This is a genomic window from Bordetella avium, assembly GCF_034424645.1.
Lineage (GTDB): Bacteria > Pseudomonadota > Gammaproteobacteria > Burkholderiales > Burkholderiaceae_B > Bordetella > Bordetella avium.
Map to the genome: position 1 here is coordinate 259,556 of NZ_CP139969.1, position 15,587 is coordinate 275,142.

The 15,587-nt window shown below is 62.5% G+C and carries 17 protein-coding genes; 8 read left to right on the forward strand and 9 right to left on the reverse strand.

What is annotated here, in order from left to right; genetic code table 11:
• Positions 1 to 85 precede the first annotated feature (85 nt).
• The 5 genes from U0029_RS01205 (at position 86) to rodA (ending at position 5,682) form a co-directional block, all read left to right on the forward strand.
• Positions 86 to 1,129 carry a rod shape-determining protein gene (locus U0029_RS01205; RefSeq protein WP_012418814.1) on the forward strand — a complete coding sequence of 348 codons (1,044 nt, stop codon included), beginning with the start codon at positions 86 to 88 and terminating at the stop codon, positions 1,127 to 1,129.
• 84 nt (positions 1,130 to 1,213) lie between these two features.
• Positions 1,214 to 2,098: a rod shape-determining protein MreC gene (gene mreC, locus U0029_RS01210; RefSeq protein ID WP_012418813.1), complete on the forward strand. Its 885-nt coding sequence runs from the start codon at positions 1,214 to 1,216 to the stop codon at positions 2,096 to 2,098.
• Positions 2,079 to 2,639: a rod shape-determining protein MreD gene (gene mreD, locus U0029_RS01215; RefSeq protein WP_049794180.1), complete on the forward strand. Its 561-nt coding sequence runs from the start codon at positions 2,079 to 2,081 to the stop codon at positions 2,637 to 2,639. The genes mreC and mreD overlap by 20 nt, the downstream gene beginning before the upstream one ends.
• Positions 2,640 to 2,650: 11 nt before the next feature.
• Complete coding sequence (gene mrdA, locus U0029_RS01220) at positions 2,651 to 4,549, forward strand: penicillin-binding protein 2 (RefSeq protein ID WP_012418811.1); 1,899 nt, start codon at positions 2,651 to 2,653, stop codon at positions 4,547 to 4,549.
• Positions 4,546 to 5,682 carry a rod shape-determining protein RodA gene (gene rodA, locus U0029_RS01225; RefSeq protein ID WP_012418810.1) on the forward strand — a complete coding sequence of 379 codons (1,137 nt, stop codon included), beginning with the start codon at positions 4,546 to 4,548 and terminating at the stop codon, positions 5,680 to 5,682. The genes mrdA and rodA overlap by 4 nt, the downstream gene beginning before the upstream one ends.
• A gap of 35 nt (positions 5,683 to 5,717) precedes the next feature.
• Here the strand turns inward: rodA and U0029_RS01230 are convergent, their stop codons facing one another.
• The 5 genes from U0029_RS01230 to argB form a co-directional block, all read right to left on the reverse strand.
• Complete coding sequence (locus U0029_RS01230; RefSeq protein WP_114852047.1) at positions 5,718 to 6,770, reverse strand: Ldh family oxidoreductase; 1,053 nt, start codon at positions 6,768 to 6,770, stop codon at positions 5,718 to 5,720.
• A 10-nt stretch (positions 6,771 to 6,780) separates the two neighbouring features.
• Complete coding sequence (locus tag U0029_RS01235; RefSeq protein ID WP_039051316.1) at positions 6,781 to 8,271, reverse strand: DASS family sodium-coupled anion symporter; 1,491 nt, start codon at positions 8,269 to 8,271, stop codon at positions 6,781 to 6,783.
• A gap of 158 nt (positions 8,272 to 8,429) precedes the next feature.
• Entirely contained in the window at positions 8,430 to 9,005 is a 576-nt protein-coding gene (gene slmA / locus U0029_RS01240) for a nucleoid occlusion factor SlmA (RefSeq protein WP_114852046.1), read from the reverse strand.
• Positions 9,006 to 9,034: 29 nt separating this feature from the next.
• A complete protein-coding gene (locus U0029_RS01245) occupies positions 9,035 to 9,778 on the reverse strand; it encodes a pyrimidine 5'-nucleotidase (RefSeq protein ID WP_114852045.1) in 744 nt (247 codons plus the stop codon).
• Entirely contained in the window at positions 9,778 to 10,680 is a 903-nt protein-coding gene (gene argB / locus U0029_RS01250) for an acetylglutamate kinase (RefSeq protein WP_114852044.1), read from the reverse strand. Before argB ends, U0029_RS01245 begins: the two co-directional genes overlap by 1 nt.
• A 238-nt stretch (positions 10,681 to 10,918) precedes the next feature.
• On the opposite strand from argB, the gene U0029_RS01255 reads away from it, so the two are divergent.
• Positions 10,919 to 11,707: a MetQ/NlpA family ABC transporter substrate-binding protein gene (locus U0029_RS01255; protein ID WP_012418804.1), complete on the forward strand. Its 789-nt coding sequence runs from the start codon at positions 10,919 to 10,921 to the stop codon at positions 11,705 to 11,707.
• A gap of 50 nt (positions 11,708 to 11,757) precedes the next feature.
• Here U0029_RS01255 and U0029_RS01260 read toward each other — a convergent pair whose 3' ends face one another.
• Genes U0029_RS01260 through U0029_RS01275 form a run of 4 tightly spaced genes read right to left on the reverse strand, consistent with a single transcriptional unit; the run spans position 11,758 to position 14,051 of the window.
• The gene (locus U0029_RS01260) at positions 11,758 to 12,252 is read right to left on the reverse strand and encodes a TlpA disulfide reductase family protein (RefSeq protein WP_012418803.1); all 495 of its coding nucleotides are present in this window, start codon (positions 12,250 to 12,252) and stop codon (positions 11,758 to 11,760) included.
• Positions 12,249 to 12,986, reverse strand: a complete 738-nt coding sequence (locus U0029_RS01265) for a BON domain-containing protein (RefSeq protein ID WP_012418802.1) — start codon at positions 12,984 to 12,986, stop codon at positions 12,249 to 12,251. Before U0029_RS01265 ends, U0029_RS01260 begins: the two co-directional genes overlap by 4 nt.
• A complete protein-coding gene (locus tag U0029_RS01270) occupies positions 12,986 to 13,579 on the reverse strand; it encodes a phosphoheptose isomerase (protein ID WP_012418801.1) in 594 nt (197 codons plus the stop codon). The genes U0029_RS01265 and U0029_RS01270 overlap by 1 nt, the downstream gene beginning before the upstream one ends.
• A 34-nt stretch (positions 13,580 to 13,613) precedes the next feature.
• Complete coding sequence (locus U0029_RS01275; RefSeq protein WP_012418800.1) at positions 13,614 to 14,051, reverse strand: YraN family protein; 438 nt, start codon at positions 14,049 to 14,051, stop codon at positions 13,614 to 13,616.
• 40 nt (positions 14,052 to 14,091) lie between these two features.
• Here U0029_RS01275 and rsmI point away from each other — a divergent pair, with 40 nt between their 5' ends.
• Together rsmI and U0029_RS01285 are read left to right on the forward strand one after the other, a co-directional pair.
• On the forward strand, positions 14,092 to 15,024 hold the full coding sequence (rsmI, locus tag U0029_RS01280; RefSeq protein ID WP_114852043.1) for a 16S rRNA (cytidine(1402)-2'-O)-methyltransferase: 933 nt from the start codon (positions 14,092 to 14,094) through the stop codon (positions 15,022 to 15,024).
• Positions 15,021 to 15,578, forward strand: a complete 558-nt coding sequence (locus tag U0029_RS01285; RefSeq protein ID WP_012418798.1) for a methylated-DNA--[protein]-cysteine S-methyltransferase — start codon at positions 15,021 to 15,023, stop codon at positions 15,576 to 15,578. The genes rsmI and U0029_RS01285 overlap by 4 nt, the downstream gene beginning before the upstream one ends.
• Positions 15,579 to 15,587 lie beyond the last annotated feature (9 nt).

The following is a 15,587-nucleotide window of genomic DNA, read 5'->3' on the forward strand; positions in this document are numbered from 1 at the left end:
ATCGCTACGGTCAGATGCCGCGATGGTGTAGCTTCGGCGTCTGAGACCGCAGCTCGACCTAATTCCTGAACCTAGCTGAGCTCCCATGTTCGGATTCCTCCGCAGTTATTTTTCCAGCGACATGGCGATCGATCTCGGTACCGCCAATACGCTGATCTACGTCCGAGGCAAGGGCATTGTGCTGGACGAACCCTCGGTGGTCGCGATCCGCCACGAGGGCGGCCCCAACGGCAAGAAAGTCATCCAGGCCGTTGGCCAGGAGGCCAAACAGATGCTGGGACGGGTGCCAGGCAATATCGAGGCCATCCGCCCCATGAAGGACGGCGTTATCGCCGACTTCACCGTCACCGAGCAAATGCTCAAGCAGTTTATCCGCATGGTGCACCCCCGCAACATGCTGGCTCCCAGCCCCCGGATTATTGTTTGCGTTCCCTGCGGCTCGACCCAGGTCGAGCGCCGCGCGATTCGTGAGTCTGCCCTGGGTGCAGGGGCTTCCCATGTCTACCTGATCGAAGAGCCCATGGCAGCCGCCATCGGCGCCGGCCTGGCCGTGTCTGATGCCAGCGGCTCGATGGTGGTCGATATCGGCGGCGGCACCACCGAGGTCGCAGTCATTTCGCTGGGCGGCATGGTGTACAAGGGTTCGGTGCGTGTGGGCGGCGACAAGTTCGACGAAGCCATCGTCAACTATATCCGTCGCAACTACGGCATGCTGATCGGTGAGCCGACCGCAGAGCTCATCAAAAAGCAAATCGGCTCGGCCTTTCCGGGTTCTGAGGTCCGAGAAATCGAGGTCAAGGGCCGTAACCTGGCCGAAGGCGTGCCGCGCAGCTTCACGGTGTCGTCCAACGAGATCCTCGAGTCCCTGACCGACCCGCTGAATCAGATTGTTTCCGCCGTCAAGATCGCACTGGAGCAAACGCCTCCGGAACTTGGCGCCGATATCACGGACAAAGGTATCGCCCTGACCGGCGGCGGTGCGCTGCTGCGGGATCTCGACCGCCTTCTTCAAGAAGAAACCGGCTTGCCGGTGGTGGTGGCCGACGACCCCCTGACTTGCGTCGTACGCGGTTGCGGCGAGGCGCTCGAGCATCTCGAAAAGCTCGGTGCGATTTTCATCAACGACTAAGCTGGACCGTCCGGTCCTTGGAACGCCCGCGCGCGTTCCGGGGCGGCCTCACGGCAACGGGCAGACAAGCCCGAGCTGAGATTCATGCAACGACAAGGCACTCCACCGCTGTTCAGGCGCGGCCCGCCGGCCGAAGTGCGGCTGGTCATCCTGGTCGCGCTGGCCTTGGCACTGATCGTCGTCGATTCCCAATTGCGCATTCTGGAGCCGGTGCGCCGCGCCGTATCGGTGGCGCTCTATCCCTTCCAGCGCGCCGTCATGGCGCCGCGCGACCTCGTGCAGCAGGTCGACGAGTGGATCAATGCCGCCAATTTGGTACGTTCTGAAAACGAGGCTTTGCAGCGTCAGCGCATCGAGTTGTCTCAGGTGGCCACGCATGCGGTGCAACTGGCCGCCGAGAACGCGCAGCTGCGGCGTTTGCTAGGCGTGACCGACACGGTCGGTCAACCGGCAACCGTGGTGGAAGTGCTCTACGAGCCGCCCAACGCCTTTCATCCGCGTCTTGTTTTCAACAAGGGCAGCAAGGCCGGCATCGCGCCGGGCATGCCGGTTATTGACGAAGGCGGCGTGGTGGGCCAGATCGTGCGCGTCACCCCCATGACGGCCGAAGCCGCAATGGTGACCGATGAGCGGGTTTCCATTCCCGTGCAGGTGCTACGCAACGGACTTCGTCTGATTGCCTTCGGGGGCCACACACCGGGCACGATCGACGTGCGCTATTTGGCGGCTAACGCCGATATCAAGCCCGGTGATACCATCGTGACTTCTGGTGTAGGCGGCCTGTTTCCTGCCGGTCTGCCCGTGGCCAAGATAAGCTCGGTCGAGCGTGATACGGCTTCAGGTTTCGCGCGCGCGATTGCCGAGCCTTTGGCCCATCCTGAGCGCTACCGTCATTTCCTGGTCTTGCAGGTTGACGTCGCGAAGGCCGAAGCCAATCAAGAGGAGGCCGATGGTGGCACCACGCAATAATGCCGCTCAACGTCGCCTTGGTACGCCCAGCAATGTGCATCCCGAACGGTTGATGCGTCCGGCGCGTGGGTTCTTTGTCTGGGGAACCCTGCTGCTGGTCTGGTTGTTGTCGCTCTTGCCCTGGCGGCAATGGCCGGCTTCGCCGGATATCCTGCTGTTGGTCATTGCTTTCTGGAGCGCCTACGAACCGCGCCGCGTCGGCATGTTCACCGCTTTCATTTTCGGCCTGCTTCTGGATGTCCACGACGCCAGTCTGCTGGGCGGGCATGCCCTGACCTTCACGCTGGTCGCCTATGGCGCGCTGGCGCTGCATCGCCGCCTGCAACGCTTCGATCTCTGGAGCCAGGCCATGCATATGTTGCCGGTGTTTTTCCTATCCCAATTGCTGACCCAGATCATCATGGCTTGGCTGGCCGGCCGGTGGGCAGGTTGGGACTGGGCTTATGGCGTATTGCTGACGACCGCGTTATGGCCGGTTTTCGGCTGGGTATTGCAATTGCCGCAACGCCTGCATGACGACGTCGAGTCTTCTGCGAGCTGAACAGCGTGCCCATGTTCGAGTTCAAAAAGACCAGTCAGCAACAGAAGCAGCGCTTCCGTTTGCGTGCCTGGGTGGGCGGTCTGTTTGCCTTGGCCTGCTTTGGCGTGCTGATCGGCCGCTTTTGGTATTTGCAGGTCGATCGCTACGAAGGTTTTTCCGAGCGCGCCGATCGCAACCGCATTGCGGTGCAGCCGATTCCGCCGCGCCGGGGCGAGGTGCTGGACCGTAATGGTGTGGTGTTGGCGCGCAATTATCGTACCTATACCCTCGAAGTCGTGCCCGCACGCGCCGGTCCGGTTGATGAGTTGTTCGCCCGCCTCACCCCGGTTGTCTATATCAGTCCTGCCGACCAGCGCCGTTTCAAGCGCCGTGTGTCTGAGTCCGGCCGTTATGCCAATCTGGTCCTGCGTAACAACCTCAATGAAACCGAGGCGGCCTGGTTTTCCGCCCATGCCTTCGAGTTTCCGGGTGTCGAGCTGCGCGCGCGCTGGGTGCGCGAGTATCCCCAGGGAGAGGCGGCGGCCCATGTGGTCGGCTATATCGGCCGCATTGCCGAAAATGATCTCGAAGACCTCGAAAAGAGCGGGCAACTGGGTAATTACCGTGGCACCGATGTGATCGGCAAGAAAGGCATCGAGAAAACCTGGGAGCAGGCCCTGCATGGCCGCACCGGTCTGGAAGAGGTCGAGGTCACGGCCGGCGGGCGTCCGGTGCGCACGCTGCGGCGCATCGATCCCGTGCCGGGTTCCGACATCATGCTGTCCATCGATCTGGGCCTACAGCGTGTGGCTGAAAAGGCTTTTGAGGGCCACCGTGGCGCCCTCGTCGCGCTGGACCCGGATACCGGCGAAGTGTTGGCCTTCGTCTCGCAACCGTCTTTCGATCCGAATCTGTTCGTTGATGGCATCGATGTCGAGAACTGGCGCCGCCTGAACGAATCCCCCGACCATCCGCTGATCAACCGGCCCCTGTCGGGCACTTATCCGATCGGCTCCACCTACAAACCGTTTGTCGGTCTGGCTGCATTGGAGTTGGGCAAGCGCCGCGCAACCGACCGTCTGCCTGACCCGGGCTATTACGAGTTCGGCGGGCAGAAATTCCGCAATGCCGGCGGTGCGGTCTTTGGCATGACGGACATGCACCGCGCGATCGTCGTCTCTTCCGATACCTATTTTTATTCTCTAGGCCCTGAAATCGGTGTGAATGCCCTGCATGATTTTTCCAAGCAGTTCGGCTTTGGCCAGATCACAGGTATCGATCTTGAAGGCGAGCGTGCGGGCGTGCTGCCGTCCACCGACTGGAAGCGGCGGGCCTATAAAGACCGCGAGCGTCAGCGCTGGTATGCGGGTGAAACCATTTCGGTCGCCGTAGGTCAGGGGTATAACGCGTTCACGCTGTTGCAGTTGGCTCAGGGTACCTCCACGCTGGCCAACAATGGTCTGTACCGGCGCCCGCATCTGGTTCATGCGGTGCGCGATTCGCGCACTGGCGAGCTGACGGCCACCCCTTCGACACCGGATTACCGTATCCCCTTGAAGCAGGCCAACATCGACGTCATCAAGAGCGCCATGGCCGATGTGGTCCGGTCGGGCACGGCGCGCCGCGCCTTCGCCAACACCGCTTATCAGGCCGCGGGCAAGACAGGGACCGCCCAGGTGTTCAGCCTGCGTGGCGGACAGTACCGTGCGGCGGCCCTGGATGAGCGTCTGCGCGACCATGCCTTGTTCATGGGTTTTGCGCCCGTCGAACATCCGCGTATTGCGGTAGCCCTCATCGTCGAGAATGCCGGTTGGGGCGCGAGTGTGGCCGCGCCCATAGCGCGAGAGGTGTTCGATTATTGGCTGACTCCCAAGCGGGAGGACAAGATCGTGCGTCCTCAGCAGGTGGCGGCCGGGGAGAAGGCGCAATGAAGCGCATCGGCTTGGTGTTGCTGCGCGTATTCACCGCCTTTGACTGGCCCTTGCTGCTCGTGCTGGTGCTTTTCGCCGCCTTGGGCCTGACGGTCATGCATTCGGCCGTGGGCAGCACGGACTGGCGTTTCGCCGAGCAGGCCCGCAATTTCACCATCGCCTTCTTCGCCATGTGGATTGTGGCGCTGGTGTCGCCGCAAACCCTCATGAAGCTGGCCTTGCCTTTTTACATTCTGGGCGTTGTGCTGCTTTTGGGCGTGGAGTTCGTCGGTGAAACCAGCAAGGGCGCCACGCGTTGGCTGAATCTCGGTTTCACCCGCATTCAGCCTTCGGAGATGATGAAGATCGCCGTGCCCATGATGCTGGCCTGGTATTTCCAGCGCCATGAAGGGCAGGTGCGTGTGCGTGATTTTCTGGTGGCCGTGCTGATGCTGGGTCTGCCATTTGGTCTAATTGTGCTTCAGCCCGATTTGGGTACAGCGCTGCTGGTTTTTGGCGCGGGCTTTTTCGTCATCTATTTCGCCGGCCTGTCATTCAAGCTGTTGATTCCCGCAGTGCTGATCGGTGTTATCGGCATCGGCACACTGGTCTATTACGAAGACCAATTGTGTGAGCCTGATGTTGACTGGGTCGTGCTGCATGACTACCAGAAGCATCGGGTCTGCACCTTGCTCAATCCTAGCTCCGACCCTTTGGGCAAGGGCTTTCACACCATTCAGTCCATGATTGCAGTGGGTTCCGGTGGACTCTATGGCAAGGGTTATATGCAGGGAACGCAAACCCATCTGGACTTTATCCCCGAACGCACCACGGACTTTATTTTCGCCGTCTATGCCGAGGAATTCGGCCTGTATGGAGGGGTGGCCTTGCTGGTGCTATATGGCCTGCTGATCGCCCGCGGCCTGGCGATCGCATCACGCAGCGTCTCGCAGTTCGGCCGTCTGCTGGCCGGCTCTATGACCATGATGATGTTCATCTATGTCTTCGTGAACGTGGGCATGGTGACGGGCATTCTGCCGGTGGTGGGTGTGCCCTTGCCCTTTATGAGCTATGGCGGTACGGCCTTGCTCACGATGGGCGTGGCCTTCGGCATCATGATGAGCATCAGCCGCGCCAAGCCCGTCAAGGCCTAGGCGGGCGCCGTCAGGCGCCCGCCCGGTCTGGCGGCTTAAGCCGCCGCTGGCGCAGAGACGCCCAGCTCCTGGCCCAGTTCAGCCAGCTTGTGCCAAATGGCGGGCGCGAAACTGATGGCATCGCCATTGCGTGCGCGGTTGGCCGCTTCGTACTCGCCTGGATACTGCACACCGTCTACGCCAGGTTGCGGCGGGCAATCATGGAGGTAGTCGATAAAGGCGGCGACCTCATGGCTGCGCCAACTGGCGTTGAAGTCCACCTGCGGATCAAGGAGCACGGCGAACATATTATTGGTCGCCACACCCTGACGCGGGTTTTCCGGCTGGATGGTTCCGCCACCGGACAGCACACCCGCCAGCAGTTCGGCCACCACCCCCATCGCATACCCCTTATGCCCGCCGAAAGGTAGCAGCGCGCCCGGCGGATTGGTGAATAGCGCATTGGGGTCGGTAGTCGGATTGCCTTCGGCGTCGATCAGCGACCCGGGAGGCGCCTGCTCTCCATTCGTCGCCAGCACGCGAGCCTTGTTGACGGCGATGGAGCTGGTGGCAATGTCCACGACAAGAGGCGGGCGGCCGCCCGGCAGCGGACCCGCAAAGCACAGCGGATTCGTGGTCAGGCAGGCGCGCGCGCCGCCGAACGGGGCGACGGTGGGAGCGCGATTGATCACATTGGTGAAGGCCAGCAGGATGAAACCGGCGCTGGCGGCCATCTCGCCGTAGTAACCCATGCGGCCCAGGTGGTGGCTGCGGCGCAGCGTCAGGACGCATGAGCCCTGCTGAGTGGTGCGTTCGATGGCGGCCTGCACCGCCATCTTGCCGACGTGTTGCCCAAAGCCGTTGTTGCCGTCGTAGGCGAGAAAACCGCCGTTGTCGGTCAGTAGTTGCAGGCGGCCGTCAGCTTGCAGAAAGCCTTCTTTGAGTACGCGGGCGTAATTGGGAAGGATGGACAGGCCGTGGCTGGTGTAACCCACCCGGTCGGACTCGACCAGGTGTTCGGCGACGTCGAAAGCGATGTCTTGCGGCACGCCCTGCGCGACGAGCAGGGCTTCGCCGTAGGCGATGGCGTCGGGAATGGCGATTTTCATGGGCGGCTCCTTACAGAAGGCCCAGCCAGCGCCAGTAGGTCATGCCCATGACGATCATCAGGGCAAAGCCGATGATGGTGATGAGGATACCGACTTTGGCGAACTGCCTGGCCGTGAAGGTTTCCGTACCCAGGCACACCATGTTCTGTGGCGCGTTGATGGGCAGGATGAAGCCATAGCTGACCACAAAGCCTAGCAGCATGGTCATGCCCAGGCGGTTGAAGTCGCCTGGCAGCGTTTGCAGCACCGAGATCAGGATGGGCAGCATGGCCGAGGTCAGTGCGGTGGCGCTGGCGAAACCCAGGTGAATGAGGATGAGGAAGGCGCCCAGAATGGCGAAGATCGAAAGCGGGCCGAGGTTGTCCAGGCCGGTATGCGTTACCACCTGGTTGCCCAGCCATTGACCGGCCTGCGTCGAGAGTAAGGCGGAACCCAGGCTGATACCCACGCCGAACACGATGACCGTGCCCCACGGTATGCGTGATTGCACGTCTTTCCACGTCATCACGCCAAAGCGCGGCAACATCAGCAGAACCAGGCCTAAATAGGTGGTCGAGGTGGTGTCGAAGTTGTGGAGCACTTTTTCGGTGGACCAGCACATCAGCAGGAAGATGGACACTGCCAGCAGCCGCTTTTGCGGCGGCGTCATGGGGCCCATTTCTCGCAGTTCGCGTTCAACGGCTTCTTTGCCGCCCGCGATTTCATTGCTTTCCGGGGGCAGCATCTTCAGCACGATGAGGATGAGGATCACCGACATGATGATCGCCCACGGCGCGCCGGCGATGAGCCATTCGGCCCAGCTCACCCGTTCGCCCAGCATCTTATCCATGAAGCCGACGGTCAGCAGGTTCTGGGCTGCGGCGGTCTGGATACCGACGTTCCAGATGCTGGTGGCCTGCGCCACGATGATCATGATGCCGGCCGCGATGTTGGAACGCTTGTCCACGCCGAAGGCCGCAATCACGCCCATCATGATCGGCACCACGGCTGCGCTGCGCGCGGTGGCGCTGGGCACGACCAGGCTCAGCACGATGGTCACGGCGATGGCGCCGATCAGGATGCGGCGCGTGGTTGTGCCGATCAAGGACAGCGTGACCAGCGCGATGCGCCGGTCAAGCCCGGTGAAGGTCATGGCCGCCGCGATGAACAGGGCCCCCGCTACCAGGGCTAGCGCCGAATTGGCGAAGCCTTGCAGGGCCATCGTGATAGCCGCCGAGGTGCCAATCAGCACGTCCGGGTTTTTGATGGAGGGCGCCGTGCCCAGTAGAAACGCCATCAGGGTGGTGACCATGATGGCGCTGGCTTCATAAGAGACGGCTTCGGTAATCCACACCACGACTGCGAATACCAGGATGGCGAGCATCCGGTGGCCTGCGACGGGCAGTTCGGCCGGCGTGGGAATCAAGAGCACCAGGATGAGTGCAATGAAGCCCGCGACCAGACCTATCGGGATTTTCTTCTTTGGGGCTTGCGGGGCAGGGACAGCGGCTTGCGCAGTCATATCCATCTCCGTTCTGTGAGTCAAACAACTGTGTAACAAGCGTAAGGAAATAAGGAAAACCCGTATTGATGGCAATCAAGCTAACACGCTTTCCAACTTGTGGTTCTTTGCGACCGCCGGTTAAGTTTTCCGGTTTGCGGTGCAAATGAACCCGGCACTCAGGGCAGAATCAGACGCAGATGTTCTTCGAGATGGGCGGTCGGGGTGACCCGCCAGCCGCTTTGGGCGTAGCGCAACCAGCGTCCCATCACCAGATGGGTCAGCAGGCTGGCGTAGGCAGCCACATTCGTTTGGGGAGGCAGGCTGCCTTCGTTGACGGCCTCACGCAGGCATTGTTTGAGAGAGGCTTCGATGCGGTCATTGATGTGGTTGATCCTCCCTTGCAGACGGTTGTCTTCGGTGACCAGCGCATCGCCGGTCAGCACCCGCGTCATGCCGCGATTGCGTTCTGCGAAAGCCAGCAGCATGGAGACAATTTTGCGCGCCTGCGTCAGAGGTTGCGGCTCAGCGGCAATGATCTGGTTGATCAGGGTGAACAGCGTGGTTTCGATGAATTCGATCAGGCCTTCGAACATTTGCGCCTTGCTGGCGAAATGCCGATACAGCGCGGCTTCGGAAACCTGTTGGCGCGCAGCCAGCGCGGCCGTCGTGATACGGGCGGCGTGGGGCTGCTCCAGCATTTCGGCCAGCGTTTGCAGGATCTGGGTTTTTCTCTCGCCGGGTTTGGTCGCCATGACAGAGCCGTGAACGTTGCGGAAAGCAGTTAGCCGCGTAGCGGACGGCGGCGCAACAGTAAGTCAGTCACCGAGTTTACTCGCAAGTCGACGTAGTCTGGGCGATGTGTGCGCGCCTGCGCGAAAGGAGTGCCGGGGTGATAGACATGTACCGTGCGCATACCGGCGCGGCGGGCGCCGCGCAGATTGTCCAGCGTGTCTTCGACCAGCACGGCGCGTGCAGCCGGCACGCCTTCGCGCGCCAGCACGTAGCGCAGCAGGGCGGATGAGGGTTTGGGCCGCAACTGACCGTGCAAGCGCATTTCCTCGATGCCCCAGAGCGCGTCGAACTGTTGCAGGATGCCCAGATGGCGCAGCACGGCGCGCGCGTAATGCAGCGGCGCGTTGGTAAGCAGCACTTTGCGGCCGGGAAGGCGTTTGAGCTTGCCGGCTAGGCCTTTTTCGGCGCGCACCAGCGGCCGGACATCGAAGTCATGGCTGCGGTGCAGAAACCGGCGGGGATCGACGCCATGATGGCGTTCCATGCCGATCACGGTGGCGCCATAGCGCTTCCAGTAACGCTTGCGCAGGCTGTTTGCGGTGCTTTCGTCCACGCCCAGCATTTCCGATACCGCCTGCGTCATGCCGGCGTCGATGCGCGGGAAGATGGCGTGCGAGGTGTCGTGCAGCGTGTTGTCGAGGTCAAACAGCCAGAGGCGCTCGCGGCGTGCGTCCGCCTCGCGTGAGCGGCGAGGACGCACGGCCGGACCGGACAGTTGCCGGCGTGCAAGCATCAGTGGGCGCTGATCATGGTGCCCACACCCTGGTCGGTGAGCAGTTCCAGCAGCAGGCAGTGCGGCACGCGGCCGTCGACCACGTGCACCGAGGGCACCCCGTTCTTGGCGGCGTCCAGGGCGGACGAAATCTTGGGCAGCATGCCGCCCGAGATGGTGCCGTCGGCGAACAGCTCGTTGATGGTCTGGGCCGACAAACTGCGCAGCAGCTTGCCGCTTTTGTCGAGCACGCCCGGCGTGTTGGTCATCATGAGCAGCTTCTCGGCGCCCAGCACCTCGGCGATCTTGCCTGCGACCACGTCAGCATTGATGTTGTAGGCCGTGCCGTCTTCGCCATAACCGATGGGCGAGATGACAGGAATGAACTGATCATCTTGCAAGGCTTTGACGACGGCCGGTTCGACACGGGTCACATCGCCCACCAGGCCGATGTCCAGCAGTTCGCCGGGTTTTTCCTTGTCGGCCATGAGTTTTTTGCGGGCCTGGAGCAGCATGCCGTCCTTGCCGGTGAGACCCACGGCCTTGCCGCCCGCCTCGTTGATCATCATGACGATGTCTTGCTGGACTTGACCGCCCAGCACCCACTCGACGACTTCCATGGTTTCGGCATCGGTCACGCGCATGCCTTGCACGAAAGTACCCTGCTTGCCCAGGCGGCGCAGCGCGTCGTCAATCTGCGGGCCGCCACCGTGCACCACCACCGGGTTCAGGCCGACCAGCTTCAAGAGCACCACGTCGTGGGCGAAGCTGCGCTGCAATCGTTCTTCCGTCATGGCATTGCCGCCGTACTTCACCACGATGGTCTTGCCGTGAAAGCGTCGGATGTATGGCAAGGCCTCGGAAAGAATAGCGGCTTTGACAGCAGGAGACAGGACGGCGGCAGGGTCGGGGGTGTCGGTCATGGCAGGTGATGGGAAGCAATCAAGAAGCATGAAAAGGCCCTGCCACCAAGTAAAAAAGTGACGAGGGAATAAGCGGAATTGTAGTCAAGACCGCTGGCATATGTGCTGGCGCCATGTCGATATGACCGACAAGCCGGCGGCTTTCAAGTAAATTGAGGGCGTTTTTGCAACGGCTCGGGGAAAACCTTCTCCGACGTTTATTTCGCCCTTTCAAGAATCAACGACATCAGAGGCAATCATGACATTCAAGCTCCTGCGCTCGGCGCTGATCTTTTCCGCCCTGGCGATGGGCGCTGCCCAGGCGCATGCCGAAAAGCTGACCATCGCCGCCACCCAGGTGCCGCATGCGGAAATTCTGGAAGTGGTCAAGCCCGTGCTGGCCAAGGAAGGCGTGGATCTGGACATCAAGGTCTTCAGCGACTACGTACAGCCCAATCTGCAAGTGGCCGACAAGCAGTTGGACGCCAATTTCTTCCAGCATAAGCCTTATCTGGACAGCTTCAACCGTGACCGCAAGACCAATTTGGTGCCGGTGGCGCTGGTGCATGTCGAACCCTTTGGCGGTTACTCCAAGAAAATCAAGAAACTCGCCGAGCTCAAGGAGGGCGCTTCGGTCGCTATTCCCAATGATCCGTCCAACGGCGGCCGTGCGTTGGTGCTGCTGCAAAAGCAAGGTTTGATCAAGCTGAAGGACCCCTCCAACATCTTGGCTACCCCAGTCGATGTGCTTGAAAATCCCAAGAAGCTGAAATTCCGCGAACTCGAGGCCGCCATGCTGCCGCGCTCGCTCGATGACGTCGATCTGGCCCTGATCAACACCAATTACGCCCTCGAAGCCGGCCTGGTCCCGACCAAGGATGCGCTGTTCATCGAGGGGTCTGATTCGCCCTATGCCAATATTGTGGTCACCCGGGCTGACAAGCAGGATGCGGCGGCCGTCAAGAAACTGGTGCAGGCCCTGCATAGCGACGATGTCCGCAAGTTCATCCTCGAGAAGTACAAGGGCGCGGTCGTTCCGGCCTTCTGAGGCGGCGTTGCCCCATGCGAAAAGGCCTTCCTGTTGGAAGGCTGCCGGGATCAGCCTTGCGCCAGGGCTTTCTCGACGGTGGCGTGGAATTCGGCGCGGTCGTACTCGCCGAGATAGCGTTTGATGATGCGCCCTTGCTTATCGATCAGAAAGGCGGTGGGCGTCAGGCGCACATCGCCGAAGGCGCGCGCAATGTCGCCCGTGCTGTCTATCGCCACGGGGAAAGGCAGTTTGCGGCCCTGGACGAAATTGCGCACGTAGTTGGGCGGATCATATTGCATCGCCACCGCAATGGCCTCATACCCCTTCGGGGCATATTCCTTATAGGCCGAAATGGTGTCAGGCATCTGCTTGACGCAGGTGACGCAACTGGTAGCCCAGAACTTGACCAGCACCACCTTGCCTTTCAGGTCTTGCAAGGAAACCTGTTTGCCGTCCAGCATGGTGAAGACGACCGGCGGCACTTCGGGGGCCGGCCGCCAGACAAACCAGGCGCCGATGCCGGCAATGATGATGGCAGCGAAGGCGAGGGCGACTTTTTTCATTTGATGGGCATGAGTTCGATGCCGCTGTTTGTATTGCCATCATTGTTCGGGGCGCCCTGCGGCTGGGGGGCGCTCGATTCGATAGGGGCGCTTTTGCTACTGCTGTTGCCGGTGCCAGACAGACGCACAGCCTCTTCGCGACTGATGGTCTGGAACAGCTTGACCACTTTGGTGACACCGCCGACCCCTGCTGCTGCATTAGCCGCGTAATCGCCTTCGGGTTGCGTCACCATGCCCATCAAGTAGACCACGCCTTTGTCGGTCGTGACAGAAATGGTGCGCGACGGAACGTACTGAGCATTGACCAGCGCGGTGCGGACTTTGGAGGTCAGCCAGGTGTCGTTGGAGCGCGTCGAAAACGCGGCCGCCGGGCCGACCGTCAGTTGGTTGCTGACGCTTTTCACTTTGCTGATGCCTTGGGCGATGGCGGTGGCCTCGGCTTTGGCGGCCTCGCTGGGTACGTCGCCAGTGAGTAACAACTGGCCGTTATAGGCCATCGCATTCACGCGGGCGTCCGGCCCCAGTTTCTGGGCGATCTGGCTCTCTGCGCGGAAGACGATATTCTGATCGTCGAGCTGGGCGCCGGAACTGCGCCGGTCGGTGGCGACGACGGCGGTGCCGGCTGCGGCGCCACCGATCACCAGTGGCACGCAGGCCGACAACGAAGCCGCGGTGCTGACCAGGGCGGCGGCTAGGATCAGGGGGCGGGCCGCCCCGCGTGCTTTGGGCATCATCATTCGGTGTCTCCAAGCAGTAAGGCATCGATACCGTCGCACAGGGCATGCAGCAGCAGGATGTGGATTTCCTGGATGCGCATCGTGCGATCATGCGGAACACAAAGATGGACGTCGTGAGGCGTGATGAGTTCCCCCATGACGCCGCCACCCTTGCCAGTCAGGGCGATGACATGCATTTCACGGTCGCGGGCCGCCTCCATGGCGCGCACGACGTTGGGCGAATTGCCGCTGGTGGAGATGGCGACCAGCACGTCGCCGGGCTGGCCGAGCGCGTTGACCTGGCGTTCGTAGATTTCGTCAAAGCCATAGTCGTTGCCCACCGCCGTCAGAATAGAGGTGTCGGTGTTCAGGGCGATGCCGGCCAGGGGCAGGCGGTCGCGCTCGAAGCGCCCCACCAGTTCGGCGACGAAGTGCTGGGCGTCGGCGGCCGAGCCGCCGTTGCCGCATGCCAGAATCCGGCCATTATTGGCCAATGCCGCGAACAGCAGCTCCACTGCGCCTGCCAAGGGCTCGGACAGGGCCTGCATGCTTTGTTCGCACAGCGCCATCGCATCGCGGAAGTGCGACGTCATGCGAGAAGTCATATCCATGCTGCGGATTATCTCACGCGGGCGGCGCTGGCGATCAACGGCGCCTGCCCCTCGCACGTAAGGCTTGTGACGCAATATAAGCGGGAGGTTCAAAGGCGCCGCGCAGCCAGCGCGCCTGCCCGGCTTCGAAGGCCAGTACGTCAAAGCGCAGGCGGCGGCCGGCGTGCTCCGAGCCCGCCAGCCAGCAGGCGGCTGCCCTGGCCAGCCGAGCCTGCTTGGCCGGACCGATGCTGGCTGCCGCACCGCCGAAGGCGGAGCCGGACCGCCAGCGCACTTCCACCACCACCAGTACTTCACCGTCCAGCATGATGAGGTCGAGTTCGCCGTGGCGGTTGCGGGCGTTGCGGGCCAGCAGGCGCAGGCCCTGCGCCCGCAGCAGACGCAAGCCTTGCGCCTCGGCCCGTTTTCCCTGGGCGTGGCGCGGATCGGGCCGGATCAGACCGCGGCGCAGGAAATCGAGCAGTCGGCGCATGGGGCTACACTGGCAGAGTTTTCACCGCCGCCGTTCCCTTATGAATCAAGAAGTCACAGCCGTTGTTACCGGAGAGGCCTGGCGCCGGGTCGCAGAAAGGGTGGCCGCACAGCACTGGCCCGAAGGCGCCCTGTATGTGGTGGCCACGCCTATCGGCAATCTGGGCGATATGGGCTTGCGCGCCTGGCAAGCGCTGGCGCGCGCCGATGTCATAGCCGCCGAAGATACCCGCGCCAGCCGCACGCTGCTCGATGCCTGGGGTATTGCCACGCCCTTGATGGCCGCTCACCGTCACAACGAGGCGCAGGCGGCGCAGACCATCTGTCAGCGCCTGGCGCAGGGGCAGCGCGTGGCCTTGGTCTCCGACGCGGGCGCGCCTGCCGTCAGCGATCCAGGCGCCCGCGTCGTGCGGGCGGTGCGCGAGGCCGGCTATCCGGTCGTGCCGATTCCTGGCCCCAGCGCGGTCATTACCGCCCTGATGGGAAGCGGCGTGACCAGCGATGAAAATCCGGCTTTCGCCTTTGCCGGGTTTGCGCCGTCCAAGGCGGCGGCGCGTCAGCGCTGGCTGGGCGAGTGGAGCGCCCTGCCCGCGCCGGTCCTGATGTTTGAATCGCCTCACCGTCTGTCGGCGATGTTTGCCGATCTGTTGACGGTCTGCGGTCCCGAGCGGCAACTGACCGTGGCGCGAGAGCTGACCAAGCGTTTCGAGCAGATCGTGACATTCCCGCTGGCCGAGGCGGCGGCTTGGCTGGCCCAGGACGGCCACCATGAGCAGGGCGAGTTCGTGCTCATTCTGCATGCAGCCCCGGCGCGCGAGGACGACGGTTTGGCCGATCCGGCAGTCGATAAGCTGTTGGATGCCTTACTTGAAAGCCTGTCGGTGCGTGATGCGGCGCGGGTCGCAGCCAAGGTGACCGGCCTGCCGCGCGACGCCTTGTATCAGCGTGCGCTGGTGCGCAAGGACAATGCATGATCCGCGGCATCGAGGACGCGAGTGCCCTTGATATCGACACGCCTTTGGGCGGTGTGCGTCTGATGGCCAGCGGGCTATCGCTATGTGGATTATGGTTCGCCGATCAGCCTGAGCTGCCCGAGCCCGGCCGAGGCGCAAGTAGCGCGGCCGAACGAGCTGTGCTGGGCCGCGCGCAGGAACAATTGCGCGCCTGGTTCGCCGGTGAGCGGCAGGACTTCGATCTGCCCTTGGCGCCCCGGGGGACCGCGTTTCAGCAGGCGGTCTGGGCGGGCCTGCTGGATCTGCCGTTTGGCGTGACGATCAGCTATAGCGAACTGGCTCGGCTTATTGGCCGGCCGCGGGCCACGCGTGCGCTCGCGCAGGCGGTCGGCCGCAATCCAATATCCATCATCATTCCCTGCCACCGTGTTATCGGGCAGGACACCGCGCTGACCGGTTTTGGCGGCGGTTTGGACCGCAAACAGCGCTTGCTGGCGCATGAGGGCCATCGCTATTCGGGTCGTAGCGCCCGCGCCCGCCGCGTCTGTGACGGCCAGATGGATTTGCCCTGGTAGCGCCCTGGC